The organism is Sulfitobacter sp. 15WGC (assembly GCF_005068605.1).
Classification (GTDB): Bacteria; Pseudomonadota; Alphaproteobacteria; order Rhodobacterales; family Rhodobacteraceae; genus Sulfitobacter; species Sulfitobacter faviae.
The window spans coordinates 1-1,844 of the sequence record NZ_SZNL01000053.1; the positions used below are offsets into that span (position 1 = coordinate 1).

2 protein-coding genes are annotated in these 1,844 nt (G+C 57.2%); both read left to right on the forward strand.

Annotation, left to right across the window (positions count from 1 at the left end; translation table 11 throughout):
- The first annotated feature begins 82 nt into the window (after positions 1 to 82).
- Positions 83 to 1,429 (forward strand): ISNCY family transposase, encoded by a 1,347-nt coding sequence (locus FCK22_RS17885; RefSeq protein WP_136720743.1) that lies wholly within the window; start codon positions 83 to 85, stop codon positions 1,427 to 1,429.
- Positions 1,430 to 1,444: 15 nt separating this feature from the next.
- Entirely contained in the window at positions 1,445 to 1,714 is a 270-nt protein-coding gene (locus tag FCK22_RS17890; protein ID WP_088636303.1) for a hypothetical protein, read from the forward strand.
- Positions 1,715 to 1,844: the final 130 nt, after the last annotated feature.

The following is a 1,844-nucleotide window of genomic DNA, read 5'->3' on the forward strand; positions in this document are numbered from 1 at the left end:
TGTAGCCGCAAAGCAGTAATGTCACCCATCGGCAAAGCAGAAGTGTCACTCTCCTTGCATACGGTAGCGAGGATTAGTGGACATGGGATGGGTGACGATGAGCGAGCGCGAGTTGAACCGCGTTGAGGTTTTGGCGCAGGTCGATGATGGGCGGCTGAGCGTCGACAACGCGGCGAACATGCTGGACCTGACACGGCGGCAAGTGTTTCGGCTTTTGAAGCGGTATCGCCAGGACGGTGCATCTGCGATCCGGCACAAGTCGCGTGGGCGCGCGCCGAACAACCAAATCCACTCAGCCAAACGCGATTATGCGCTGACCGTCATCAAGGAACATTATCCGGACTTCGGGCCGACGCTTGCGGCTGAGATGTTGGCCGAACATCATGGGTTAAAGGTCTCGCGTGAGACGGTGCGCAAGTGGATGGTTGAAGATGGCATCTGGCTGTCTCGCAAGCAGCGCCGCCAGTTTCATCAACCTCGCCTGCGCCGGGAATGCTTCGGTGAGCTGATCCAGATCGACGGCTCGGACCATCGCTGGTTTGAAGACCGCGCACCACCTTGCACCCTGCTTGTGTTCATCGATGACGCGACCAGCACGCTCATGGAACTGCGGTTTGTGAAGTCAGAGAGCACGTTCAGCTACTTTGAAGCTTTGGAAAGCTATCTGCACAAACACGGTCGCCCGGTCGCGTTCTATTCTGACAAGCACACGGTGTTCCGTGTCTCCAAAGAGGACGCCAAGGGTGGTGCGCGGATCACCCAGTTTGGTCGGGCGCTGAGTGAGCTGAACATCGAGATTCTCTGCGCCAATTCGAGCCAGGCCAAAGGCCGTGTCGAACGCGCCAACCGCACGTTGCAGGATCGGCTGGTCAAGGAACTGCGCATCGCGGGCATTTCAGACATGGAAGCTGGAAACGCCTATTTGCAAGGCTTCAAAGACCGCCACAACGCCAGGTTCGCCAAGGCCCCGGCCAGGTCGGACAACCTGCATCGCGCGCTCAATGTCGAGCCGGATCGGCTGGCAGATGTGCTGTGCTGGCGCGAGAACCGCTATGTCGGCAGGCAGTTAACGTTCTCCTACGACCGCAAGCGGATCATGCTCGAAGAGAGTGACATCACGCGCGGGCTGGTTGGCAAATACGTGGACACCTACGCCTTTGTTGATGGCCGGTTCGAGGTGCGCTCCAAAGGCCGCTCCCTGCCCTACACAGTCTTCGACATGGATCAGCGCGTCACCCATGCGGCAATCACCAGCAACAAAAACCTGAGCGCAGTTCTGGAACACATCAAGGAGATGCAGGACGCCGCGCCGCCAAAGCCGAAGGTGCGGACAAATTCCGAGAAGATGGGTTATAAACCGAATGGGCGGCGTCCTGGCAGGCCCTCAGGATCGAAAGCCAAGAAGAAGATTGCGCAGGCGGCGGAATAGGCCAAAATCGACGGTATGACTGAGGACGAGCCAGAGATCATCTTTTCCGAATACACCCAGACCGTCACCATCGACGGGCATCACTTTGACGTCGAGATTTACAAGACCAGCATCGATCCCGGCTGGATCCTGTCAGTTGAGAACCAATTCGGCACGTTGACGATTTCAGACAATCCGCCCTTCTTTGGTGATGTCCTTGCGTGGCGTGCCTTTGAAAAGATCGTGCGCGAAGACGGCGTCAGAGCATTCTACAATCAGACCGAACAACGGAAGCTGGGTCTCTAAGCCAATCCCCGCAAGGCTTTTCGGCCCTTCGATATGTGGGGTCTCCGGGCTGCAAAGCCTTGCTACCGTCGCGCCCAGTAGTGACATTCCTGCTTTGCAAACCCAGTGACATTTCTGAATGGTGTTTACA

Coding starts and splice junctions, on each gene's coding strand:
- FCK22_RS17885 (WP_136720743.1), top strand. CDS start 83: ATGGGATGGGTGACGATGAGCGAGCGCGAGTTGAACCGCGTTGAGGTT.
- FCK22_RS17890 (WP_088636303.1), top strand. CDS start 1,445: ATGACTGAGGACGAGCCAGAGATCATCTTTTCCGAATACACCCAGACC.